We start from the raw sequence: 22,044 nt of genomic DNA on the forward strand, positions 1-22,044 counted from the left end.
CGAGCCGGACCGGGGCAACGACACTGATCGGTTGCTTACTTCTCGATGACCGCGAGGACGTCGCGGGCGGAGAGCACCAGGTACTCCTCGCCGGCGTACTTGACCTCGGTGCCGCCGTACTTCGAGTAGAGAACGGTGTCGCCGACCTTCACGTCGACCGGCACGCGGTTGCCCTTGTCGTCGATCCGGCCCGGGCCGACAGCGAGGACGGTGCCCTCCTGCGGCTTCTCCTTGGCGGTGTCGGGGATCACGATGCCCGAGGCGGTGGTGGTCTCGGCCTCGTTCGCCTGCACCACGATGCGGTCCTCGAGCGGCTTGATCGCAACCTTGGTCGCGGTAGTCACGGGCATACCCTCCTGGGGTACTGGGTGTCGTTACCGGTCGGCGCGCCGACCAGCGTCAATCTGCCACATGCCACCGGGCGGGGCCGTCGTCGCGGGTGCCGGTCCGCCTGGCGTTCAACGCTCGGGCACCAGGCCCGGGCGTTGGCACCCTCAGGGTGAGAGTGCTAATCGCAGGTTATTCCTCGGCTAGCACTCCGTCAAGGAGAGTGCCAGCGCGTCGCCCGCCGAGTCGCCCCGGCGGGCGGTCGGGAGAATGGACGGGTGGATCTCGACCAGCTCACCGCGCTGCGTACCCCCGAGGGGTCGGCGGCGCTCGCGGCGGCCGAGCGGGTGGCCGGCGGCGACCCGCTGGCGGCGGCCGCCGCGCTGCGCTCGGCCGGGATCCCGGGCGGGCTCGCGGCGGCGGCGCTGACCCAGGCGGAGCTGCGTCGCCGGGCGGCCGGCAAGTTCGGCCCGGCGGCGGCCGGGATGTTCCTCACCCGGCCCGGGCTGGAGCAGGCCACCCGCCGGGCGGTCGCCGACCGCCGGGCCGCGCGGCTGCGGGCCGCGGGCGTGACCACCCTGGCCGACCTGGGCTGCGGGCTGGGCGCCGACGCGCTCGCCGCGGCCCGCGCCGGCATCCGGGTGTACGCGGTGGAGGCCGACCCGGTCACCGCCGCGATGGCCACCGCGAACGCCGAGGCGGCCGGGTTGGCCGACCTGGTCACCGTGGAGTGTGGCGACGCCACCGCGTTCGACGTGTCAGCGGTCGACGGGGCGTTCTGCGATCCGGCACGCCGGCGGGCCGGCACCGGGCGGCGCATCTTCGACCCGAGCGCCTACTCGCCGCCGTGGGACTTCGTCACCGGGCTGGCCGAGCGGGTGCCGCGCACCGTGGTCAAGGTGGCGCCCGGCCTGGACCACGCGCTGATCCCGGCCGGCGCCGAGGCGGAGTGGGTGAGCGTCGACGGCGACCTGGTGGAGGCCACCCTCTGGTGCGGCCCCCTGGCCGTCGCCCCCCGCCGCGCCACCCTGCTGCGGGAGAAGGAGGGGCCCCCGCTTAACGCCTCCGGTAGAGGCGGGGCCCCTTCTTATCACCTGACCGGCACCGGCGCGGACGAGGCGGAGGTGGGTCCGGTCCGGCGGTTCCTGTACGACCCCGACCCGGCGGTGGTACGCGCGCACCTGGTCGCCGAGATGGCCGCCGACCTGGACGCGACGCTCGCCGACCCGTCGATCGCCTACCTGTACGCGGACGCGGCCCGGCCCACCCCGTTCGCCCGCTGCCTGGAGATCACCGACGTGCTGCCGTTCTCGTTGAAGCGGCTGCGCGCCCTGCTGCGGGAGCGCGGGGTCGGGCGGGTGGAGATCCGCAAGCGCGGCTCGGCGCTGGAGCCGGAGAAGCTGCGCCGCGACCTGCGCCTCTCCGGCGACGCGGCGGCCGGTCTGGTGCTGACCCGGGTGGCCGGCGCGCCCACCGTGCTCGTCTGCCACCCGGTCCCGGCGCCCGCCTGACCCACGTCACCGCCGCCCGACCTGGGCCGCAGCGCAACCGGGCCCGTGGCCGGGACGGACGGGCCGGCTCGGCTCGCCGTGCGGCGGCGGCCGGGTTAGCTTGACCGTCATGGCGGGACAGGGCACTCCGGCGACCGCGTTGCTGACCAGGCGCAAGGTCGCGTACCGCACCCACCCGTACGACGTCTCGCCGGACGCGCCGAACTACGGCGCGCTGGTCGCCGCCGCGCTCGGGGTGCCGCCGGCCCGGGTGTTCAAGTCGCTGGTCACCAACGTCGACGGCGCGCTGACCGTGGCGGTGGTGCCGGTCACCGGTGAGCTGGACCTGAAGGCGCTGGCCGCGGCGGTCGGCGGCAAGCGGGCCGCGCTCGCCGACCGGGCGGTGGCCGAGCGGGCGACCGGCTACGTGCGGGGCGGGATCAGCCCGCTGGGGCAGCGCCGGACGCTGCCGACCGTGGTCGACGTGTCCGCGCTGGCGCATCCCACGGTGTTCGTCTCGGCCGGCCGCCGGGGCCTTCAGGTGGAGCTCGCGCCGACCGACCTGGTGGCGCTGACCGGGGCCGTGACCGCCCCGATCGCGGCCGGCTGAACCGGACGTCTGGGAGCGTTTCCGCAGTCGGTGTCCGCGGGGTGACAACCGCGTTGCTGAATTGTTACCGCCGCCAACAAACTTCTGACCTCGGCACTCTTGCGGAGCGCGGGAACCGCGGAATACGTTGCCGGACACAACAAAACACCGTCAACAACTCCCCCACCCCCCGAAAGGACCCGTGCACATGCGCAAGGGCTTCCTCACCTTCGCGGCCGTCGGTCTCCTCGCGACCGGCAGCATGGCCGCCTGCGGTGACAACGGCGGTTCCGACCAGGCCGGCGGTTCGAACGACAAGAAGCCGAAGATCGGCGTGATCCTTCCGGACAGCAAGTCCTCCGCCCGCTGGGAGGGCGCGGACCGCAAGTACCTGGAGGAGGCCTTCAAGGCCGCCGGTGTCGACTACACCATCCAGAACGCCCAGGGCGACAAGTCCGCCTTCTCGACCATCGCCGACGGCATGCTGACCAGCGGCGTGACCGCTCTCATGATCGTCAACCTGGACTCCGGCACCGGCAAGGCCGTGCTGGAGAAGGCCAAGTCGCAGGGCGTCGCCACCATCGACTACGACCGGCTGACCCTGGGCGGCTCCGCCCAGTACTACGTCAGCTTCGACAACGAGGCGGTCGGCAAGCTCCAGGGCGAGGGCCTGAGCAAGTGCCTGACCGACAAGGGCGCGCAGAAGCCGGTAGTGGCCTACCTGAACGGCTCCGCCACCGACAACAACGCCACCCTGTTCAAGAACGGCTACGACTCGGTCCTCAAGCCGAAGTTCGACTCGGGCGACTACGTCAAGGGCCCGGACCAGGCCGTGCCGGACTGGGACAACGCGCAGGCCGGCGTGATCTTCGAGCAGATGCTCACCCAGCAGAAGGGCAAGATCAACGGCGTCCTGGCCGCCAACGACGGCCTGGGCAACGCCGCCATCTCGGTGCTGAAGAAGAACCAGCTCAACGGCAAGGTGCCGGTGACCGGCCAGGACGCGACGGTCCAGGGCCTGCAGAACATCCTCGCCGGTGACCAGTGCATGACGGTCTACAAGGCGGTCAAGAAGGAGGCGGACGCCGCCGCCGAGCTGGCCATCGCGCTCGCCAAGGGCGAGAAGAAGGACACCGGCCAGACCGTCAAGGACCCGGAGGGCAACCGGGACGTGCCGTCCGTGCTGCTGGAGCCGAAGGCCATCTACAAGGACAGCGTCAAGGACGTCGTGGCCGACGGCTACGTCACCAAGGACGAGCTCTGCGGCGGTGCCTTCGCCAAGCTCTGCGCCGACGCCGGCGTGAGCTGACCCACCCGCATCAGGCGGCGCCGCCCGGCACGGGAACCACTCCCGCGCCGGGCGGCGCCCACGCCGGACGGGATCCGAGACCTCCCTCCGCCCAAAGGAGACCCCCGTGTCCGCAACCCCCCTGCTGGAGCTACGCGGGATCGACAAGAGCTTCGGTCCCGTCCAGGTGCTGCGCGACGTCGCCTTCGCCGCGTATCCCGGCGAGGTGACCGCACTCGTCGGCGACAACGGCGCCGGCAAGTCGACCCTGGTCAAGTGCATCAGCGGCATCTACCCCACCGAGTCCGGCGAGTTCCTCTTCGACGGCCGGCCGGTGAGCATCAACAGCCCCCGGGACGCCTCCTCGCTCGGCATCGAGGTCGTCTACCAGGACCTGGCGCTCTGCGACAACCTCGACATCGTGCAGAACATGTTCCTCGGCCGGGAGAAGCGCAGCGGCATCGTGCTCGACGAGCCGACCATGGAACAGATGGCCGCCGAGACCCTGGCCGGCCTCAGCGTCCGCACCGTCAAGTCGCTGCGCCAGCACGTGGCAAGCCTCTCCGGCGGCCAGCGGCAGACCGTCGCCATCGCCAAGGCCGTGCTCTGGAACAGCCGCCTGGTCATCCTGGACGAGCCGACCGCCGCGCTCGGCGTCGCGCAGACCGCCCAGGTGCTGGAGCTGGTCCGGCGACTGGCCGACAAGGGCCTCGCCGTGGTGCTGATCTCGCACAACATGAACGACGTCTTCGCCGTCTCCGACCGGATCGCCGCGCTCTACCTCGGCCAGATGGTCGCGCAGGTGAAGACCACCGACATCACCCACTCGCAGGTGGTCGAGCTGATCACCGCCGGCCGGTCCGGTGACCTCGGCCTCACCGCCGAGCCGGGCACCGGCACCGCCGACGCAACCTCGGGAGCCCTCCGATGACCGCCACCGCAGTGAAGAAGGAAGGGCCGGCGGCCGTCACGCCGACGCTCACCGTCGGCGACCACGTCCGCAACTACGTCGCCCGGGTACGCGGTGGCGACCTGGGCTCGCTGCCGGCCGTCATCGGCCTGGTCGTGCTCTGCCTGGTCTTCGCCATCGTCCGACCGGTGTTCTTCTCGGCGGCGAACTTCGCCAACCTCTTCACCCAGGGCGCCGCGGTCACCGTGATCGCGATGGGGCTGATCTTCGTCCTCCTGCTCGGCGAGATCGACCTGTCCGCCGGCTTCGCCAGCGGCGTCTGCGCCGCGATCCTGGCCAACGTGGTCAGCGTGCTCGGCTACCCGTGGTACGTCGCGATCCTCGCCGCCCTGGTCACCGGCGTGGTGATCGGCCTGACCCTCGGATTCCTGGTCGCCAAGATCGGCATCCCGTCCTTCGTCGTCACCCTGGCCGGCTTCCTCGCCTTCCAGGGCGTGGTGCTGCTCCTGATGAAGGAGGGCACCAACATCTCGATCGACGACGACGTGATCATCGGCATCGAGAACGGCCGCATCCCGCCGGCCATCGGCTGGCTGCTGGCCGCCGTCGCGATCGCCGGATACGCCGCCGCCCAGTTGCTGCGCCACCGCAACCGCGTCTCCCGCGGTCTGGTCACCGACCCGATCGCCGTGGTGGGCGCCCGGATCGCCGGCATCGCCCTCATGATCGGGTTCGCGGTGTACGTGCTCAACCAGGAGCGCAGCATCAACCCGCTGATCACCTCGAACAAGGGCATGCCGGTGGTCGTACCGGTCATCGCGGTCCTGCTCGTCTTCTGGACCTTCGTGCTCAACCGCACCGGCTACGGACGGCACCTGTACGCCGTCGGCGGCAACTCGGAAGCGGCGCGACGGGCCGGCATCAACGTGGACCGGATCAAGATCTCGGCGTTCGTCATCTGCTCGGGCATGGCGGCGGTCGGCGGCATCATCGCCGCCAGCAAGGACCGCTCGGTCGACCCGAACACCGGCGGCAGCAACGTGCTCCTCTACGCGGTCGGCGCGGCGGTCATCGGCGGCACCAGCCTCTTCGGCGGCAAGGGCCGCATGATCAACGCGGTGCTCGGTGGCGCCGTGGTGGCTGTCATCATCAACGGCATGGGACTGCTCGACCTCAGCTCCGGGCTGAAGTACATCTTCACCGGACTGGTGCTGCTGCTCGCCGCCGGCGTCGACGCACTGTCCCGCCGACGCTCGGCCGCCACCGGCACGCGCTGACCCCCGAGGTACGGACACACACCATGGCAGTGGCAATGCGCGCGGGTCCCAGCCAGGACGAGATCCGACGGCAGAACCTGGGCGCATTGCTCCGCTACGTGCACGTGCACGGGGCCACCACCCGCGCGGAGCTGACCACCGCCCTCGGGCTCAACCGCAGCACCATCGGCGCGCTGACCGCCGACCTGGCCGGCGCCGGTCTGGTCAGCGAGGGGACGCCGAAGGAGACCGGCCGGGCCGGACGACCGTCACTTGTCGTCCGGCCCGAGTCGGGCCGGGTCTACGCGTACGCGTACAGCGTCGAGGTGGACCGGCTGCGCGCCGCGCGGGTCGGACTCGGCGGCAAGGTGCTCGACCGCCGGGAACTGGACCGGCCCCGCAACCTGGTCGCCGGCGAGGCCGCCCCGCTGCTGGCCGGCGCCGTCAAGGAGATGCACCACTCGGTGCCGCCGGACTCGCTGTGCGTGGGCGCCGGGGTGGCCGTGTGCGGCATGGTGCGCCGCGACGACGGGCTGGTACGGCTCAGCCCCACCACCGGCTGGGTGGACGAGCCGATCGGCGCGGCGCTCGCCGCCGAGCTGGGCATCGACGTACCCATCACGGTGGGCAACGTGGCCGACGTGGCGGCGTTCGCCGAGCACGCCCGCGGCGCGGCCACCGGCTGCGACAACGTCATCTACCTGTACGGCGACGTCGGCGTGGGCGCCGGCATCATCGCCGGCGGCCGGCGGTTGACCGGGCACGGCGGCTACGGCGGCGAGGTCGGCCACATGGTGGTGGTCCGCGACGGGGCGCGCTGCGACTGCGGCCGGCACGGCTGCTGGGAGACCGAGATCGGCGAGCACGGGCTGCTGCGGGCCGCCGGGCACGCCGAGGCGCGCGGCCGGGAGGCGCTGCTGAACGTCTTCGACGCCGCCGACCGCGGGGACGCCCGCGCACAGCGGGCGGTACGGCAGGCCGGCGACTGGCTCGGCTTCGGCGTGGCCAACCTGGTCAACATCTTCAACCCGGAGATGGTCATCTTCGGCGGCACCATGCGCGACCTCTACCTGGCCGCCGCCGCCCAGGTACGCAGCCGGCTCAACCGCAACGGGCTGCCCGCCTGCCTGGAGCACGTGCGGCTGCGTACCCCGGAACTCGGCGACGACGCGGCGCTGGTCGGCGCCGCCGAGCTGGCCTTCGAGCGCCTCCTGGCCGACCCGCTGAACTGATCGGCCCGGTGATCCGTACCAACGTGCGGACGGCCGGTCGGCTCGGCCGTCCGCGACCCCGCGTAGCGGTCCGGATCGAGGAGGCAACCCAACCATGGCATCGCTGGAATCCGCACGTCGCCGGCTGGCGCACCGGGTGACCCTGCTGCTCGTCGTGATCGGCGCGGGGATCGGCGTTCTTCCCGGCGCGGCTCTGGCCGCACCCAATCCGGGGGTGCAGATGAACGCCGCGGACATGACGCTGCTCAACGGCGTCCGGCTGGCCGGGCTCTGGGAGATGCCGGCCGGCACGATGGCCGCCGAGAAGGGCCAGTCCCCCCGGGTCCGGGAGGTCGGCGCGGAGATCGCCCGCCAGCACGGCGTGCTGGACCAACTGGTGGTCGAGGCGGCCAACAAGCTGGGCGCGGTGCTGCCGACGGAGCCGACGACCCAGCAGAAGGGGTGGCTGACCGAGATGCAGAACGCCAGCGGCGCCCAGTTCGACCAGATCTTCGTCACCCGGCTCCGGGTCGCCCACGGCAACATCTTCCCGGTGATCGGGGCGGTCCGGGCCAGCACCAAGGACCCGATCGTGCGCAAGCTCGCCGAGGACGCCAACAAGTTCGTCAACGACCACATGACCATGTTGGAGAGCACCGGGCTGGTCCGCTGGCAGCAGCTGCCGCCGCCCGCGATTCCGGCCGCGCAGAGCGACTCGCTGGTCGCCGCCGCCCAGGCCAACGCCGCCGGCGGCGGCGGGCTCCAGGTGGGCACCGGGATCGTGTGGGCGGTCTTCCTGCTCGCGCTGGGCACCGGTGGGTACACGACCTGGCGGTTGATGCGCCGCGCCTGACGGGTGTTAAGCGGGGCCCCTTCCTATACGCCAGGCGTTAAGAAGGGGCCCCTCCTTGCACCTCAGCCGTGCCAGGAGCGCCAGAGGGCCGCATACGAGCCGTCGGCGGCGACCAGCTCGTCGTGCGACCCCAGCTCGGTGATCCGGCCGTCGGACACCACCGCCACCCGGTCCGCGTCGTGCGCGGAGAACAGCCGGTGCGCGATGGCGATCACGGTCCGCCCGTGCAGCACCGCGGCCAGCGACCGCTCCAGCGCCCGGGCGGCGCGCGGGTCGATCAGCGAGGTGGCCTCGTCCAGCACCAGCGTGTGCGGGTCGGCGAGCACCAGCCGGGCCAGCGCGAGCTGCTGCGACTGCGCCGGGGTGAGCGGGTGCCCGCCCGCGCCGACGGTCGTCGCCAGCCCCTCCGGCAGCGCCTCCGCCCAGTCGAGCGCGTCGACCGCGGCCAGCGCGGCGCGCACCGCCGCCGGGTCGGCGGCCGGCCGGACCATCGCCACGTTGTCGGCGAGCGTGCCGATGAACACGTGGTGCTCCTGGCTGACCAGCGCGACGTGGGTGCGCAGCTCGTCCAGGGGCAGCTCGGCGAGGGGTCGACCGTCGACGGTCACCGCACCGGCGGACGGCGTGTGCACGCCGGCCAGCAGCCGACCCAGCGGGGACTTGCCGGCCCCGGACGGGCCCACCATGGCCAGCCGTTCCCCCGGCCGGGGCACCAGCGTCACGCCGTGCAGCACGTCGTGGCCGGCGCGGTACGCGTACCGGACGTCGTGCGCGGCGAGCCGACCCTCGGTGGTCGACCGGCGCGACGCGACGGGTGCCGGGGACCGCTCGTCCGGCTCGACGGCGACGCCGAGCAGCCGGGCCAGCGAGGCGCCACCCACCTGGAACTCGTCCAGCCAGCCGAGCAGCCGTTCGATCGGGTCGGTGAGCTGCTGGGCGTAGAGCGTGGCGGCGGTGACCTGGCCCAGGCTGGCCCAGCCCTTCAGGTGGAACCAGCCGCCGATGAGCAGCGTGGCCACCATCGGCACCAGGTAGCCGAACTCGGCCACCGGCCAGAACACGGTCCGCAGGTACAGCGTGTAGCGCTCGGCCGCGTACGACCGGCTGATGTCGGCGTCGCCGCGGGCCCGGCGGCGGGCCGCCTGGCGTAGCGCCTCGGTGGTCCGCGCCCCCTCGACCGTCTCGCTGATCCCGTCGGTGATGTCCGAGTAGGCGGCGTTCTCCCGCAGGTAGCCCTGCGGCGCACGGCGCAGGTACCACCGGGTGCCGGCCCAGAGCACCGGCACCGCGAGCAGGCTGGGCAGCGCCAGCAGCGGCCCGGTCAGCACCAGCGCGCCGAGGATCAGCAGCACGGTCAGGGCCGCGATCAGCGTCTCCGGCCCGGCGAACCGGACCGTCCGCGACAGCGCGGACACGTCGCGGGAGGTGCGGGTGAGCAGGTCACCGGTGCCGGCGCGCTCCACCGTGGACAGCGGCAGCGCGAGCACCCGGTCGACGAACTCCTCACGCAGCTCGGCGAGGACCCGCTCGCCGAGCCGAGCCGAGGCCAGGTGCGCGAACCGGACCAGCACCGCCTGCACCACCACGAAGGCGGCGATGGCCGCCACCACCCGGTCCACCGTGGTGGCGGCCACGCCCCGGGAGATCCCCTCGACCAGGTCGCCGAGCAGGCGCGGGGTGACCAGCCCGGCCGCCGCGGCGAGCGCGTGCAGGCCGAGCACGGCGGCCAGGCCACGCGGGTGCCGGCGGACCAGCTCCCGCACGTACCGACGGACCCGCGCGGCGTCGGCGACGGGCAGCGCGTTGCTCATCGGTCCTCCTCCCGGCTCACCGTGGCCGCGTACCGGGGCTCGGCGGCGAGCAGCTCCTCGTGCCGGCCCTCGGCGACGACCTTGCCGTCCTCCACGAAGACCACGTGCTCGGCGCGCCCGAGCACCAGCGGGCTGGTGGTGCAGACCAGCGTGGTGCGTCCGCGCCGGGCGGCGGCCAGCCGGTCGGCGATGCGCGCCTCGGTGTGCGCGTCCACCGCGCTGGTGGGCTCGACCAGGATCAGCGTCTCCGGGTCGGCGACCAGCGCGCGGGCCAGCCGCAGGCGCTGCCGCTGCCCGCCGGAGAACTCCCGGCCCCGCTCGGCGACCGGGCCGTCCAGGCCGCCGGGCAACGCCTCCACGATGTCCGTCGCGCTGGCCGCGGCCAGCGCCGCCTCGACCGCGGCGCGGTCCGCCCGGTCGTGCGGGTCCAGCTCCGTGCGGAGCACGCCGCTGAACAGCTGCGCGTCGTTGTCGGCCACCAGGATCCGCTCGCGCACCGTCGCCAGCGCCACGTCCCGCAGCGGTACGCCGTGCAGCGTCACGTCCCCGTCGGCGTACCGGCCGAGCCGGTCGGCGATCTCCACCGCGTCCTGCGGTTCGGTGGCGGCCAGCGCGGTGAGCCGGCCCGGCCGCAGCACCAGCCCGGAGCGCGTGTCCACCAGCTCGCCCGGCCCGGCCGGCACCGGCACCGGGTGGGCCGGGTCGGTGAACTCCGGCGCGAGCCGCAGCAGCCGGACCACCCGGCGGGCCGCGACGTGTCCCCGGGTCAGCTTGTCGGCCGCCTCGGTGAGGTTGCGCAGCGGGCTGACCAGGAACGCGGTGTAGCCGTAGAAGGACACCAGCTCACCGGCGTTGATCTCGCCGCGCAACGCGAACCGGGCGCCGAGCCAGGTCACCAGCACCACGAACACACCGGGCAGCAGGATCTGGGCGGCCTGGAGCAGCGACTCCACCCGGGCCACCCGCAGGCCGTCGGCGCGCAGCGCCTGCGACCGTTCCCGGTAGCGGGCGGCCAGCACCGGCTCCCCACCCACCCCGCGCAGCACCCGCAGGCCGGAGACGATGTCGACGGCCCGGGCGGTGAGCCGGCCGGTCGAGTCCCGGTAGGCCGCCTGCTGCCGGTGCAGCGGCCGGATCAGCAGTGCGACCAGCGCCATCAGCAGCGGCACCCCGAGCACCACCACCAGGCCGAGCGGCAGCGAGGCGTTGAGCAGGATCACCGCCACGGTGACGATGCCGACCACGGCCCCGGTGCCGCGGGCGGTGATGTCGATCGCGCTGCCGATGTGCTCGATGTCGGACGTGCCGATGCTCACCACCTCGCCGGCGGCGACCCGGCGGGGCAGCGCCGCGCCGAGCCGGTTGGTGGCGTCCACGGTGACCTGCACCGTGCGGTACGCGGCGCCGAGCCAGTTGTGCACCGCGCAGCGGTGCCGCAGGATGCCGGCGCCGGCCTGCACCAGGCCCAGCCCGAGCAGGGCGAGGCTCCAGCGCACCAACGCGTCCGGGTCGCGCTGGGCGAGCCCGGCCTCCACGGCCCGGCCGATCGCGGCCGGCACCAGCGCCTGGGCCAGCATCCAGATCACGCCGAGGGTGATGCCGCCGCCGAAGTACACGGGATGTCGCCCGGCCAGCCACACCAGGTAACGGGTGGCGGACCGCGCGTCGGGGGTGCCGGGATCGCCGGTCGGTGAGAAGCGCATGACCCACCGACGCTAGGCGGCGGGACGCGCCGGACGCCAACCAATTCCGGCTGACCCTAGCGGTCGACCTCGGTGAAGTCCCAGCTGTGCGGCGGGCGGGCGACCAGCCGCATCGGCGGCTCGGGCAGCTCCCGGGGGTTGCTCCGCCACTTGGAGATGACCACCAGCCGGTGGTCGGTGGAGGAGAACACCTCGCTGCCCACGTGCATCGGGTCGTGCTCGAACTCCGGCAGCGCGGTCTCGCAGACCCAGGTGATCAGGTCGGCGAAGCCGTACGGTTCGGCCTTCGCCTCCCACATCCGGACGATCATGTCGGTTCCCTCCCCGGTCAGACGCTGACCACGGTCAGCGGCATGGCCGAGTCGGCCGGCAGGTCCAGCCGGCTCGGGGCGACGCCCGCGGCGACCAGGTGCGAACCGAGCGCCGCCACCATCGCGCCGTTGTCCGTGCAGAGCTTCGGCCGGGGCGTACGCACCCGGACGCCGTGCTTCTCGGCCCGCTGCTCGGCCATCGCCCGCAGCCGGGAGTTGGCCGCCACCCCGCCGCCGATCACCAGCGTGTCGATCCCGCTGCTGCGGCAGGCGTCCAGCGCCTTGCCGACCAGCACGTCGCAGACCGCCTCCTGGAAGGACGCCGCCACGTCGGCCACCGGCACCGGCTCGCCGGCCCGCTGCCGCGCCTCCACCCAGCGGGCCACCGCCGTCTTCAGGCCGGAGAAGGAGAAGTCGTACCGGTGTCCGACCAGGTCCTTCGCGGCGGTCAGTCCGCGCGGGAAGGCGATCGACGCCGGGTCGCCGGCCCGTGCCTCCCGGTCGATGTACGGGCCGCCGGGGAACGGCAGCCCGAGCAGCCGGGCCACCTTGTCGAACGCCTCCCCGGCCGCGTCGTCGATGGTCGCGCCGAGCGGCACGACGCCCCGGGCCAGGTCGTCGACGCGCAGCAGCGAGGAGTGCCCGCCGGAGACCAGCAACGCGATCGCCGGCTCGGGCAGCGGGCCGTGCTCCAGCGTGTCCACGGCCACGTGTGCCGCGAGGTGGTTCACCCCGTACACCGGCTTCTCCGCGGCCACCGCGTACCCCTTGGCGGCGGCGACGCCGACGAGCAGCGCGCCGGCCAGGCCCGGCCCGGCGGTCACCGCGATGGCGTCGATGTCGGCGATGGTGACGCCGGCTTCGCGCAGCGCCCGGTCCATGGTGGGCACGATCGCCTCCAGGTGGGCCCGGCTGGCCACCTCGGGCACCACGCCACCGAACCGGGCGTGCTCCTCGACGCTGGAGGCCAGCGCGTCGGCGAGCAGCGTGTGCCCGCGCACGATGCCCACGCCGGTCTCGTCGCAGGACGTCTCGATGCCGAGGATCAGGGGTTCGTCAGCCATGCGCGTCAGTCCTCGGTGCGCTGCATGACCAGCGCGTCGGTGTTGCTCGGTTGGTAGTAGCCGCGCCGGACGCCGATCGGCTCGAAGCCGTACGTCGCGTAGAGGCGCTGGGCCGGGCCGTTGTCGGCGGCGACCTCAAGCAGGGTGCTGCGGACGCCGCGCCGGGCCGCCTCGGCGAGCAGCGCCTCCAGCAGCAGCCGGCCGACGCCCCGGCGCTGGGCGTCCCGGCGGACCGCGATGTTCTGCACCCACGCCTCGTCGGGCGGGGCCACGGCCAACCCGGCGTAGCCGGCCACCGCGCCGTCGTCGTCGGTGGCGACCAGGTAGAAGTGCCCGTTGGCGAGTTCGTTCCAGAACATGCCCGGGGACCACTGCTCGGCGCCGAACAGGTCCGCCTCGATGGGTAGCACCTCGTCGACGTGCCACCAGCGGAACCGGCCCAGCCTCATCGCAGGACCGGCTTGTGGCCGGTGGCCGCCACCGCGTCCGGGCGGCGCAGGTAGAGCGGGGTGAGCGCCTCGCCCGGGGCGTCCGCGCGGATCCGCTCGGCGGCGAGCCGGACCAGCGCCAGCGGGTCCGGGTAGCGCGGCTCGGCCCGCACCGGCAGGCCCAGCACGTCCGCGTACCGGTGCGCGCCGTCGCCGACCGCGACGGTGACCGCCAGGTCGCGCGCCCGCTCGGCGACGACCGCCGGGGCGGCCACGTCGGGGCCGGCGAGGCGCTGCCCGGCGCCGTCGTAGACGGCCCAGTAGACCTCGCGTCGCCGCGCGTCGCTGGCCGCCAGCACCGTCGCGCCGTCACCCGACCGCTGGCCGAGGCCGTCCAGCGAGCAGACGCCGTACGTCGGGACGCCGAGCACCTGGCCCATGGTGGCGGCGGTGACCAGCCCCACCCGCAGCCCGGTGAACGGGCCGGGGCCGAGCCCGGCGACGATCGCGCCCAGGTCGGCCGGACGTGCGCCCACGTCGGCGAGCACGGCGTCGACCTGGGGCGCGAGCAGCTCGCCGTGGGCCCTGGCGTCGACCGTGCACCGGGACGCGCGCAGCACGACGCCGTCCGCCGAGACCTCGGCGAGCGCCGCGGTCACCGCGGGCGTCGAGGAGTCCACCACCAGTACGAGCACGGTGAACCAGCCTAGCCGCCGCCCGTCGCGCCCCTCCCACCCCATGGCATCACGCTGCGTAGCGTCCCGATGGGGACATCGCTTTTACGCGATATACCTGTCGGTCATATTTATGACTCAGAGGTATACCGCGTGAAAGTGGGGTGGCATCCTGCGGGCATGACGGAGAGTCGCCTGGTCCAGCAGATCGCCCACGCCCTACGGCACGAACGCGAACGGGCCGGGCTCACCCAGCAGGCGCTTGCCGCCCGCGCCGGGCTGAGCCAGGCCGCCATCGCGCGGATCGAGCGAGGCGACCGGCTGCCCAGCCTGACCACCGCGGAGCGCCTGCTCACCGCGCTCGACCGCCAGTTGCGGATCGAGGTCGAGCCGCTGGACAGCCACCTGGACGCGACGCTCGACGAGATGTCCGGGGTCGATCTGGTCGAGCGGCTCGAGGATCTCGGGCTGGACCGCCTGGTCGCCGCGCTCGGTGACCTGCCGTACGTGCTGGCCGGCAGCACGGCGGCCCTGTTGCAGGGCGCGCCGATCCCGGTGGACGCGGTCGAGATCGCGGTGCGCTGGCAGGACTCGCCCCGGTTCACCGCGTTCCTGGAGCGGGCCCGGGCCCAGCGGTGGAACGCCCGCTGGGAGCAGTGGGGCGGGGTGCACCCGGAGCCCGAGGAGCCGGGCGAGCACCGCTGGTCGACCCGCCACGGCGAGCTGCGGGCCCGAATGGTCGACGAGCTGCCCGAGCCGATCAGGGTGCGACTCGGCACGCGCACCTACCCGGTCGAGCCGCTGGTCGAGGTGGAGGTGACCGACAGGCGCGCGGCCGAGCTGCTGCGCCGGCACCGGCAACGCCTCGCGGCCGGCACCGGCGACCAGCCCGACGGGTCAGCCGGCTGAGCGCTCCCAGTCGACGGTCGGCAGACCGGCGTCGGCGAGCGCCTTGTTGGCCGCGCTGAACGGACGACTGCCCAGGAAGCCCTTCGGGTTCATCGGGCTCGGGTGCCCGGCCTCCAGCACCACGTGCCGCGGATTCGTGACCAGCGCCGCCTTCTTGCGCGCGTAGCCACCCCAGAGCAGGAAGACCACCCGCTGGTCGAGCGCGTCGAGCGCCCGGATGGTGGCGGCGGTGAACTCCTCCCAACCCCGGTTGGCGTGCGAGCCGGGGGTGGCCTGACGGACCGTGAGCACCGAGTTGAGCAGCAGCACACCCTGGGCGGCCCAGCCGTCGAGGTTGCCGCTGCCCGGCTTCGGCACGCCCAGGTCCTCGCCCAGCTCCTTGAACACGTTGCGCAGCGACGGCGGCACCGCCACGCCCTCGCGCACGCTGAAGCTCAACCCGTGCGCCTGCCCCGCCTTGTGGTAGGGGTCCTGCCCGAGGATGAGCACCCGGGTCTGGGCCGGCCCGCACAGCCGGTAGGCGGAGAACAGGTCCGCCAGCGGCGGGAAGACCGTGGCGGTCGCGTATTCCCCCGCGACGAAGTCGGCCAACGCCGTGGTGCGGGCCGGATCGAGGTGCGGGGTGAGCGCCTCACGCCACGGCTCGGGCAGGAGCGCCAACAGGTCGAGGGCGGGAACGTCGTCGGGCATCGGCAACCTTTCGCAGTCGTCCCCGGGACTCTAGGCAGCGGGTACGACAGCGCTCAGTCGAGGGTCGCCAGCCGGGCCGCCCAGTCGCCGCCCACCGGCTCCAGCGTGACCACCCGGGTGTCGTCGTCGTGCCGGTCGATGCGGACCCGCAGGTGCGCGTCGACCAACTGCTCGACCATCCCCTCGCCCCACTCCACCACGGTCACCGCGTCGTCCACCGAGGCGTCCAGGTCGAGGTCGTCGATCTCGGCACGCGGATCGGCGGACTCCCCCAACCGGTACGCGTCGGCGTGCACCAGCGTCACCCGGCCGCCCCGCGCCGGGTCCGGCCGGTGCACGCGGGCGATGACGAAGGTGGGCGACGTGATGTCGCCGCGCACCCCGAGGCCCGCGCCGACGCCCTGGGTCAGCGCGGTCTTCCCGGCCCCCAACGGACCGCTGAGCAGCAGCAGGTCACCGGCGCGCAGCACGCCGGCCAGCCGCCGGCCGAACTCGTGGGTGTCGTCGACGGTCTTCACCTCCACCACCACCGTCACAGCGACTCCAGGAACCGCTCCAGCGCCGCGTTGACCTCGTCGGCGTGCTCCAGCATCACCACGTGCCCACTGTCGTGGATCTTCACGAACTCGGCCTCCGGCAACCGCCGGACGATCTCCTCCGAGTGCGTCACCGGCGTGATCATGTCCTTGTCCCCCACGATCACCAGCACCGGCGTGCCGGCCAGCGCCGCCAGCGCCGGGAACCGCGAGTGCGTGGCCAGCGTCCGCAGGTAGCGGGTGACCGTGTCGGCCGAGGTGCGAGAGTTCATCGTCTCCACGTACGAGACCAGGGCCGGGCTGGGCCTCGGCGTGCCGAAACCGTACTTGCGGGTGAGCAGCCAGGCCACGTTCGACGTCGACTTGCGAGCCTTGTCGATCACCGTGCCGCCGTACCGGGTGGCGTTGCTCATCATGTAGAGCACCGGCGCGCCGACCCGGCCGAGCAGGGCGGGCGCCACCAGTTTCGTCTCGGCCGCCAGACCGCCGGAGGTGGCCATCAGCACGGTGCCCACCACCCGGTCGCCGAACAGCTCCGGGTAGAGCTCGGCCAGCGCCATGATCGTCATGCCGCCCATCGAGTGCCCGATCAACACCAGCGGCCCCTCCGGGACCACCTCGTCGAGCACCCGGCGCAGCGTGCGACCCAGCGCGGTCAGGTCGTACTCGCCGGTCTCCAGCCGCCCGGACCGGCCGTGCCCGGGCTGGTCGTACGCGACCACCCGGTAGTCGCCCCGCTCGGCGAGCAGCTTGCGCTGGAAGTGGAACGTTCCCATGTCCAGGCAGAAGCCGTGCACCAGCACCACTGTCGGGTGCCCGGCGACCGGCCGGGTCGGCTCGACCACCTCCACGTGGATGTCGGTGCCGTCCGGCATCTCCAACCGGTACGCCTCGTCGTGGCGCTGCCGGCCGAAGACCTCGTGGGCGTACCGGTCGGTGGGGTCGTTCTTGAGCCGACGGACCAGCACCCGCTCGCTGACCACGCCCGCCGCGAGCCCGGCCGCGGCCACCCCGACGGCGGCGCCGACCAGCCCGGCGACCTTGCCCGCGGCGCCGCGCGGACGCGGCACCCGCAGCCGCTGGCTCATGGCTTCTCGCCGTCGTAGACGCGGGGCACCCGGACGCCGCCGAACCGGGTCACGATCTCGTAGTTGATGGTGCCCACCGCCTCGGCCCAGTCGTCGGCGGTGGGCTCGCCGCCCGCGCCGCTGCCGAACAGCGTCACCACGTCGCCGGCGGCCACCTCGTCGTCACCGCAGTCGACCACGAACTGGTCCATGCACACCCGCCCGGAGATGGTCCGCCGCTCGCCGCCGAGCAGCACCGGACCGGTGTTGGAGGCGTGCCGGGGCACCCCGTCGGCGTAGCCGAGCGGCACCACGGCCAGGTTGCTCTCCGCCTCGGTGAGGTAGGTGTGGCCGTAGGAGACGCCGGTGCCGGCCGGCACCCGTTTGGTCAGCATCACCCGGGCCCGGGCGGTCATCGCCGGGCGCAGGCCGAACTGCTCGCCCGCGATCGGCGACAGGCCGTAGACCGCGATGCCGGGCCGGACCAGGTCGAAGTGGGTGTCCGGCCGGGTCAGCGTGGCCGCCGAGTTGGCCAGGTGCCGGTAACGGGGCCGCAGGCCGGCCCGCGTCACCATCTCCAGCCCTTCGTGGAAGACGGCGAGCTGACGGTCCGTGGTGGGGTGGCCGGGCGAGTCCGCGTACACGAAGTGGCTCCACACGCCGACCACCTCGACCAGACCGTCGGCCTGGGCCTTCGCGGCGGCCTCCAGCAGCGTCGGCCAGTCGGCGACGGTGGCCCCGCCCCGGGACAACCCAGTGTCGATCTTGAGGTGCAGCCGGGCCGGCCGGTCCGCCCGGCGGCTCGCCGCGATCATCTCGTCGAGCTGGCTCAGACTGGCGCAGCCCAGGTCGACCCCGACCGTGACCCCGTCGTGCAGCGGCAGACCCGGATCGAGCAGCCAGGCCAGCACCGGCGCGGTGATCCCCTCCTGACGCAGCCGGAGCGCCTCGTCCAGGGTGCAGACGCCGAGCTGGTCCGCGCCGGCGTCGAGCGCCGCGCGGGCCGCCGGCACCATGCCGTGCCCGTACCCGTCGGCCTTGACCACCGCCATCAGCTCGGCGCTGGTGCCGGCCTTGAGCCGGGCCACGTTCTCCCGGATCGCGTCGAGATCGACACGCACCTCCGACTGCCACATGCCCCCAGCCTACTTCCGCCAGTGATCATCGTGGCCGTGAGCCGCCCGCCCGGCGCCCCCGGCCGGCCCCGGATCAGCCCAGCCGGGCCAGCACCGGGCGCAGCGCGGCGGCCACGTCGGGCGCGGTCACCGGACCGCCGCGCGCCGCCTCCCGGCCGGCCAGCCCGTGCAGGTACGCCGCCGCGGCGGCGGCGCGCTCGGGGGCCAACCCGGCGGCGAGCAGCGAGCCGAGCAGCCCGGCCAGCACGTCACCGGTGCCACCGGTGGCCAGCGCCGGGGTGCCGGTCGGGTTGACGTACGCCCGGCCGTCGGGCGTGCCGACGATCGTCCGGTCGCCCTTGAGCAGCACCACCGCGTTCATCCAGGCGGCCAGCCGCAGCGCCGCGGCCACCCGGTCCTCGCCCGGCATCTCACCGCAGAGCCGGGCGTACTCCCGGTCGTGCGGAGTCACCACGATCGGGGCGTCCCGCCCCCGCAGCCGATCGGCGAGCTTGCCGTCGACCAGCAGCGTCAGCGCGTCGGCGTCCAGCACCACCGGCACCGGCGCGGCCAGCACCGCGCGCAGCTCGGCGGCCGACCCGTCACCGGTGCCGAGCCCGGAGCCGCAGACCCAGGCCTGCACCCGGCCGGCGTCGGCGACCCGGTCGGTGGCGATCACGGACGGGTGCTGGTGCACCACCTCGGCCCGGGCCCCGCCGGCGTAGCGGACCAGGCCGGTGGGACCGGCCAGCGCACCACCCACCGACAGCACCGCCGCGCCCGGGTAGGTCGCGGAACCGGTCGCCACCCCGACCACGCCCCGGGAGTATTTCTCCGACGCGGCACCCAGCGCCGGCCACCAGCCGGCCACGTCGGACCACTCGGTCACCCGCAGCGCCGGCGAACCACGCAGCCAGGGGGCGAGCCCGATGTCGACCAGGTCGACCTGACCGGCCAACTCGGCGGCCGGCCCGACCACCAGGGCCGGCTTGAGCGCGCCGAACGCCACGGTCACGTCGGCGTGGACCGCGCGGGGCCGGCCGGCGTCGGTCAGCGGGACGTGGCCGGTGTCCACCGCGACGCCGCTCGGCACGTCCACCGCGACCACTGTGGCCCGCGTGCCGTCCCGGCCCTGGCACCCGGTCAGGCTCGCGGCGAGCTGGTCGGCGGTCTCCCGCAGCCCACCGGTGCCGCCGATGCCCACGATGCCGTCGAGCACCAGGTCGACCTCGGCCGGCGGCCGGTCGACCACCCGCCCGCCGGCGGCGCGCAACGCGGCCAGGCCGTCGGCGTGTGCCCGCTCCGGGGCGAGCAGCAGGGCGGCGACCGCCGCGCCCCGGCCGGCCAGGCGCGCCCCCGCGTAGAGCGCGTCGCCGCCGTTGTCACCGGAGCCGACCAGCAGCAGCACCCGGGCGCCGTAGACCCCGCCCCGATCCGCCAGCAGCAGCACGCACCGGCGGGCCAGCCCGGCCGCGGCCCGTTGCATCAGCGCGCCGGACGGGAGGGTCGCCATCAGCCCCGCCTCCGCCGCGCGAACGTCCGCGACCCGCCACACCGCTCTCATGTCGTCCCGCCCCGTTCGTTCCCGTCGGCCGCGATCACGGACCTCACCCTACCGGCGGTTCGGGGCCCGGGCCGGCCGCCGGGACGGCCCTGTGGACAACCGGGGACGTTGTCCACAGGGCCGGCGCGGGCGGTTCCGGGCCACCTAAAGTCCCCGCTGTCCGGGTCCGGCCGAGGGGGTCGGCGGAGTGGGGAGGTCGTCGTGGTCGAGGAGCCGTTCACCGTCGATCCGGAGCTGCTGCGTGCGGTGGCTCGGGAGCTGACCGACGACGCGTACCGGCTGGCGTGCGGGCCGGGCGGGGCGCCGGCACCGGTGGCGCCGGCACCGGACGGGTGGCAGGTCGACGCGGCGCTGGACGAGCTGGACGCCGCGCTGCGCCGCTGGTCCGGCACGCTCGCGGCCCGGGTGGCCACCACCGCCGAGGCGCTGCGCGGCGGCGCGGACGGCTACGAGGCGGTGGACGACCGGGCCGCCCGCCGCCTCGCGGTCCGCAACGCCGGCGTCCCCGGCCGCCCAGGTCCGGCGGGCACCGCTCCGGTCGGTGCCCGCTGAACGGCGGCGGGGCGCGCGTCCGCCCACGTCCGGCGGGTGCCGCCCCGGGTCCGGTCGGCTACGCGCAGCTCTGGCGCGCCGATCCGGGCGCCTGGCTCGCTGCCGGGGCGGCCTGGCGCGGCCTCACCGACCCGGTGCGTCGCCGGGCCACCGCGCTGACCGCCCGGGCCGGCGCGCTCCGGCCCGGCTGGTCCGGCGCGGCCTCGACCGCCGCGCAACGGCGCATCGGTGAGCTGCGCACCGCGCTGACCGACGTGCTTCCCGCGCTGGTCGAGGTCGACCAGGCGCTCGCCGAGTTCGCCACCCGGGTGGGCACGGCGAAGGCCCGACTCGACGCCGAGGTGGCCCGCGCCGAGACCGGCGGCCTGCGGGTGGACCGCTCCGGCACGGTCCGGCCGGATCCCGCCCGACCCGTCAGCCGCACCGGCCCGGCGGTGGTGCGGGCGCAGGCCGGGATCCGGGGCGCGCTCGCGCTGGCCGGTGCGGCGGACCGGGAGGCGGCCGGCCGGCTGGCGGAGCTCGCCACCGCGGCGGTGACCGGCTGGGTCAGCGTTCCGCCCGTCTGGCGGCCGGGTCCCGGAGCCGGTCCGGCCGAGGTGAGCCGCTGGTGGGCCGGCCTGAGCCCGGCCGAGCGGCGGTGGCTGGTCGGGCGCGAGCCGGGCCGGGTGGGCCGCCTCGACGGCGTGCCGGCGACCGCTCGCGACCAGGCCAACCGGCTGCTGCTCGCCGACCGGCGGGAGGAGTTGCTGGCACGCCGCCTCGCATTGCGGCGACCGCTGCCGGCCGGGCCGCTGGAGGTGGCCCGGCGTGCCCGGCTGGCCGGGGTGGAGGCGGCGCTACACGGCCTGGACGGGCTGGCCGAGCGGCTGGCCTCATCCGGGGCGCCGCGGGCGTACCTGCTGGGGCTCGACCCCGCCGGGGACGGACGGGCGGTGGTGGCGCTCGGCAACCCGGACCGGTCCGGCGCGGTGCTGACCTATGTCCCCGGCATGACCGCCGACCTGGCGGACGCGCCGGCCGAGTTGGGTCGGGCCGCCCGGGTGCTCGAGCGGTGCGCGGCGATCGGGCCGGGCGAGGAGGCGGCGGCGGTGCTCTGGCTGGACTACGACGCGCCGGATTTCCTCCCCGAGGCGTCCGGCGCCCGCCAGGCCGAGGCCGCCGGGCCGGCGCTGCACCGGTTCCAGGAGGGGCTGCGGGCCACCCATGACGGGCCGCCGGCCCGGCAGACCGTGCTCGGGCACAGCTACGGCTCGCTGGTCGTCGGCGCCACCGCCCGGGACCACGGGCTGGGCGCCGACGCGCTGGTCTTCGTCGGCTCACCCGGCGTCGGCGTCGACCACGCCGCCGAGCTGCGGATGCCGGCCGGGCAGGTCTGGGCGTCGACCGCGCCCGACGACGTGATCCGGCTGGCCCACCCGCCGGACGAGCTGGCCCGCCGTGCCGTGCTGGCCGGTACGCCGCTCGGCCCGGTGCTGGCCGCGCACGACCGGCACGCCGACCGGCTCTGGTTCGGCGCCGACCCGAGCGCGCCGGGTTTCGGCGGCCGGCGCTTCCCGAGCGCGCGGCACGGCCACACCGGCTACTGGGACGCCGACAACCCGGCCCTGGACGGGATGGCCCGGATCGTGCTGGGCCGGTGAGCGGGCGGCGTGGCGCGGGCCGGGCGGTCGGGAGACGCCGCGGCCCCTCCGGTGTG

The 22,044-nt window shown here is 74.6% G+C and carries 22 protein-coding genes; 10 read left to right on the top strand and 12 right to left on the bottom strand.

Translation table 11 applies throughout. From position 1 onward, the window contains the following. Window positions 1-35: 35 nt before the first annotated feature. Window positions 36-350: a co-chaperone GroES gene (gene groES / locus ACH495_RS06990; RefSeq protein WP_088998427.1), complete on the bottom strand. Its 315-nt coding sequence runs from the start codon at window positions 348-350 to the stop codon at window positions 36-38. 255 nt (window positions 351-605) lie between these two features. Here groES and ACH495_RS06995 point away from each other — a divergent pair, with 255 nt between their 5' ends. The 7 genes from ACH495_RS06995 (at window position 606) to ACH495_RS07025 (ending at window position 7,924) form a co-directional block, all read left to right on the top strand. Then, a complete protein-coding gene (locus ACH495_RS06995) occupies window positions 606-1,838 on the top strand; it encodes a methyltransferase domain-containing protein (RefSeq protein WP_396856819.1) in 1,233 nt (410 codons plus the stop codon). Between the two features lie 109 nt (window positions 1,839-1,947). Further along, window positions 1,948-2,427 (top strand): Cys-tRNA(Pro) deacylase, encoded by a 480-nt coding sequence (gene ybaK, locus ACH495_RS07000; RefSeq protein WP_396856820.1) that lies wholly within the window; start codon window positions 1,948-1,950, stop codon window positions 2,425-2,427. A gap of 187 nt (window positions 2,428-2,614) precedes the next feature. Beyond that, complete coding sequence (locus ACH495_RS07005) at window positions 2,615-3,715, top strand: sugar ABC transporter substrate-binding protein (RefSeq protein ID WP_396856821.1); 1,101 nt, start codon at window positions 2,615-2,617, stop codon at window positions 3,713-3,715. Window positions 3,716-3,821: 106 nt separating this feature from the next. Continuing rightward, window positions 3,822-4,625 carry an ATP-binding cassette domain-containing protein gene (locus ACH495_RS07010; RefSeq protein WP_396856822.1) on the top strand — a complete coding sequence of 268 codons (804 nt, stop codon included), beginning with the start codon at window positions 3,822-3,824 and terminating at the stop codon, window positions 4,623-4,625. Further along, window positions 4,622-5,881 carry a sugar ABC transporter permease gene (locus tag ACH495_RS07015; RefSeq protein WP_396856823.1) on the top strand — a complete coding sequence of 420 codons (1,260 nt, stop codon included), beginning with the start codon at window positions 4,622-4,624 and terminating at the stop codon, window positions 5,879-5,881. The genes ACH495_RS07010 and ACH495_RS07015 overlap by 4 nt, the downstream gene beginning before the upstream one ends. A 35-nt stretch (window positions 5,882-5,916) precedes the next feature. Beyond that, complete coding sequence (locus tag ACH495_RS07020; RefSeq protein WP_396856824.1) at window positions 5,917-7,092, top strand: ROK family protein; 1,176 nt, start codon at window positions 5,917-5,919, stop codon at window positions 7,090-7,092. A gap of 94 nt (window positions 7,093-7,186) precedes the next feature. Continuing rightward, window positions 7,187-7,924, top strand: a complete 738-nt coding sequence (locus ACH495_RS07025) for a DUF4142 domain-containing protein (protein WP_396856825.1) — start codon at window positions 7,187-7,189, stop codon at window positions 7,922-7,924. A gap of 62 nt (window positions 7,925-7,986) precedes the next feature. Here ACH495_RS07025 and ACH495_RS07030 read toward each other — a convergent pair whose 3' ends face one another. From ACH495_RS07030 to tsaB, 6 genes are read right to left on the bottom strand one after another with little or no spacing between them, the layout of a single operon-like run. Next, a complete protein-coding gene (locus tag ACH495_RS07030; RefSeq protein ID WP_396856826.1) occupies window positions 7,987-9,735 on the bottom strand; it encodes an ABC transporter ATP-binding protein in 1,749 nt (582 codons plus the stop codon). Further along, window positions 9,732-11,438: an ABC transporter ATP-binding protein gene (locus ACH495_RS07035; RefSeq protein ID WP_396856827.1), complete on the bottom strand. Its 1,707-nt coding sequence runs from the start codon at window positions 11,436-11,438 to the stop codon at window positions 9,732-9,734. The genes ACH495_RS07030 and ACH495_RS07035 overlap by 4 nt, the downstream gene beginning before the upstream one ends. Window positions 11,439-11,494: 56 nt before the next feature. After that, complete coding sequence (locus ACH495_RS07040) at window positions 11,495-11,749, bottom strand: hypothetical protein (RefSeq protein WP_396856828.1); 255 nt, start codon at window positions 11,747-11,749, stop codon at window positions 11,495-11,497. Between the two features lie 17 nt (window positions 11,750-11,766). Then, complete coding sequence (tsaD, locus tag ACH495_RS07045; protein WP_396856829.1) at window positions 11,767-12,813, bottom strand: tRNA (adenosine(37)-N6)-threonylcarbamoyltransferase complex transferase subunit TsaD; 1,047 nt, start codon at window positions 12,811-12,813, stop codon at window positions 11,767-11,769. A gap of 5 nt (window positions 12,814-12,818) precedes the next feature. Continuing rightward, window positions 12,819-13,262 carry a ribosomal protein S18-alanine N-acetyltransferase gene (gene rimI / locus ACH495_RS07050; protein WP_396856830.1) on the bottom strand — a complete coding sequence of 148 codons (444 nt, stop codon included), beginning with the start codon at window positions 13,260-13,262 and terminating at the stop codon, window positions 12,819-12,821. Then, window positions 13,259-13,936, bottom strand: a complete 678-nt coding sequence (tsaB, locus tag ACH495_RS07055) for a tRNA (adenosine(37)-N6)-threonylcarbamoyltransferase complex dimerization subunit type 1 TsaB (protein ID WP_396856831.1) — start codon at window positions 13,934-13,936, stop codon at window positions 13,259-13,261. The genes rimI and tsaB overlap by 4 nt, the downstream gene beginning before the upstream one ends. A 159-nt stretch (window positions 13,937-14,095) precedes the next feature. Between tsaB and ACH495_RS07060 the strand changes: the two genes are divergently transcribed. Continuing rightward, on the top strand, window positions 14,096-14,824 hold the full coding sequence (locus ACH495_RS07060; protein ID WP_396856832.1) for a helix-turn-helix domain-containing protein: 729 nt from the start codon (window positions 14,096-14,098) through the stop codon (window positions 14,822-14,824). Here ACH495_RS07060 and ung read toward each other — a convergent pair. From ung to ACH495_RS07085, 5 genes are all read right to left on the bottom strand, one after another. Then, window positions 14,813-15,514: a uracil-DNA glycosylase gene (gene ung, locus ACH495_RS07065; protein WP_396856833.1), complete on the bottom strand. Its 702-nt coding sequence runs from the start codon at window positions 15,512-15,514 to the stop codon at window positions 14,813-14,815. The genes ACH495_RS07060 and ung overlap by 12 nt on opposite strands. 53 nt (window positions 15,515-15,567) lie before the next feature. After that, a complete protein-coding gene (tsaE, locus tag ACH495_RS07070) occupies window positions 15,568-16,050 on the bottom strand; it encodes a tRNA (adenosine(37)-N6)-threonylcarbamoyltransferase complex ATPase subunit type 1 TsaE (protein WP_396856834.1) in 483 nt (160 codons plus the stop codon). Beyond that, window positions 16,047-17,138, bottom strand: a complete 1,092-nt coding sequence (locus tag ACH495_RS07075) for an alpha/beta fold hydrolase (RefSeq protein WP_396856835.1) — start codon at window positions 17,136-17,138, stop codon at window positions 16,047-16,049. The genes tsaE and ACH495_RS07075 overlap by 4 nt, the downstream gene beginning before the upstream one ends. Then, window positions 17,135-18,253 carry an alanine racemase gene (gene alr / locus ACH495_RS07080; protein WP_396856836.1) on the bottom strand — a complete coding sequence of 373 codons (1,119 nt, stop codon included), beginning with the start codon at window positions 18,251-18,253 and terminating at the stop codon, window positions 17,135-17,137. The genes ACH495_RS07075 and alr overlap by 4 nt, the downstream gene beginning before the upstream one ends. Before the next feature lie 73 nt (window positions 18,254-18,326). Then, window positions 18,327-19,796, bottom strand: a complete 1,470-nt coding sequence (locus tag ACH495_RS07085) for an NAD(P)H-hydrate dehydratase (protein ID WP_396856837.1) — start codon at window positions 19,794-19,796, stop codon at window positions 18,327-18,329. Between the two features lie 201 nt (window positions 19,797-19,997). Between ACH495_RS07085 and ACH495_RS07090 the strand changes: the two genes are divergently transcribed. Beyond that, window positions 19,998-20,348, top strand: coding sequence for a hypothetical protein (locus tag ACH495_RS07090; RefSeq protein WP_396856838.1), 351 nt, complete (start codon window positions 19,998-20,000; stop codon window positions 20,346-20,348). A gap of 134 nt (window positions 20,349-20,482) precedes the next feature. Continuing rightward, a complete protein-coding gene (locus ACH495_RS07095) occupies window positions 20,483-21,988 on the top strand; it encodes an alpha/beta hydrolase (RefSeq protein ID WP_396856839.1) in 1,506 nt (501 codons plus the stop codon). The last annotated feature ends 56 nt before the right edge of the window (window positions 21,989-22,044 follow it).

This window comes from Micromonospora sp. NPDC018662, from assembly GCF_044391475.1.
Classification (GTDB): domain Bacteria; phylum Actinomycetota; class Actinomycetes; order Mycobacteriales; family Micromonosporaceae; genus Micromonospora.

What these genes read in the sequence shown, in the direction of transcription:
- ACH495_RS07060 (WP_396856832.1), top strand. Translation starts at nt 14,096, where the DNA reads ATGACGGAGAGTCGCCTGGTCCAGCAGATCGCCCACGCCCTACGGCAC.
- ACH495_RS07025 (WP_396856825.1), top strand. Translation starts at nt 7,187, where the DNA reads ATGGCATCGCTGGAATCCGCACGTCGCCGGCTGGCGCACCGGGTGACC.
- ACH495_RS07035 (WP_396856827.1), bottom strand. Translation starts at nt 11,438, where the DNA reads ATGCGCTTCTCACCGACCGGCGATCCCGGCACCCCCGACGCGCGGTCC.
- tsaD (WP_396856829.1), bottom strand. Translation starts at nt 12,813, where the DNA reads ATGGCTGACGAACCCCTGATCCTCGGCATCGAGACGTCCTGCGACGAG.
- ybaK (WP_396856820.1), top strand. Translation starts at nt 1,948, where the DNA reads ATGGCGGGACAGGGCACTCCGGCGACCGCGTTGCTGACCAGGCGCAAG.
- ACH495_RS07020 (WP_396856824.1), top strand. Translation starts at nt 5,917, where the DNA reads ATGCGCGCGGGTCCCAGCCAGGACGAGATCCGACGGCAGAACCTGGGC.
- ACH495_RS07015 (WP_396856823.1), top strand. Translation starts at nt 4,622, where the DNA reads ATGACCGCCACCGCAGTGAAGAAGGAAGGGCCGGCGGCCGTCACGCCG.
- ACH495_RS07075 (WP_396856835.1), bottom strand. Translation starts at nt 17,138, where the DNA reads ATGAGCCAGCGGCTGCGGGTGCCGCGTCCGCGCGGCGCCGCGGGCAAG.
- ACH495_RS07030 (WP_396856826.1), bottom strand. Translation starts at nt 9,735, where the DNA reads ATGAGCAACGCGCTGCCCGTCGCCGACGCCGCGCGGGTCCGTCGGTAC.
- alr (WP_396856836.1), bottom strand. Translation starts at nt 18,253, where the DNA reads ATGTGGCAGTCGGAGGTGCGTGTCGATCTCGACGCGATCCGGGAGAAC.
- ACH495_RS07005 (WP_396856821.1), top strand. Translation starts at nt 2,615, where the DNA reads ATGCGCAAGGGCTTCCTCACCTTCGCGGCCGTCGGTCTCCTCGCGACC.
- ung (WP_396856833.1), bottom strand. Translation starts at nt 15,514, where the DNA reads ATGCCCGACGACGTTCCCGCCCTCGACCTGTTGGCGCTCCTGCCCGAG.
- ACH495_RS07085 (WP_396856837.1), bottom strand. Translation starts at nt 19,796, where the DNA reads ATGAGAGCGGTGTGGCGGGTCGCGGACGTTCGCGCGGCGGAGGCGGGG.
- rimI (WP_396856830.1), bottom strand. Translation starts at nt 13,262, where the DNA reads ATGAGGCTGGGCCGGTTCCGCTGGTGGCACGTCGACGAGGTGCTACCC.
- ACH495_RS07040 (WP_396856828.1), bottom strand. Translation starts at nt 11,749, where the DNA reads ATGATCGTCCGGATGTGGGAGGCGAAGGCCGAACCGTACGGCTTCGCC.
- groES (WP_088998427.1), bottom strand. Translation starts at nt 350, where the DNA reads ATGCCCGTGACTACCGCGACCAAGGTTGCGATCAAGCCGCTCGAGGAC.